The organism is Streptomyces sp. Act143 (assembly GCF_003143935.1).
GTDB lineage: Bacteria > Actinomycetota > Actinomycetes > Streptomycetales > Streptomycetaceae > Streptomyces.
This window is the reverse complement of the sequence record NZ_QFRX01000016.1, coordinates 1-254: the sequence shown is the minus strand read 5'-3', so window position 1 is coordinate 254 and position 254 is coordinate 1. Positions and strand designations below refer to the sequence as shown.

The following is a 254-nucleotide window of genomic DNA, read 5'->3' as shown; positions in this document are numbered from 1 at the left end:
ATCGGCGCGGCCATCAACACCGGCAACGTCGGCCGGGGTGACACGGTCGCGGTCATCGGCTGCGGCGGGGTCGGGGACGCGGCGATCGCCGGGTCGAACCTCGCGGGCGCGGCGCGGATCATCGCCGTCGACATCGACGACCGCAAGCTGGAGACCGCGCAGAAGCTGGGCGCCACGCACACGGTCAACTCGCGCGAGAGCGACCCGGTCGAGGCGATCCGGGAGCTGACCGGCGGCTTCGGCGCCGACGTCGT

At 73.6% G+C, this 254-nt stretch carries 1 protein-coding gene; it reads left to right on the top strand.

From position 1 onward, the window contains the following. Positions 1 to 254: zinc-binding dehydrogenase (locus tag DI272_RS43970; RefSeq protein ID WP_146238451.1), on the top strand; the 254-nt coding region annotated here is incomplete at both ends.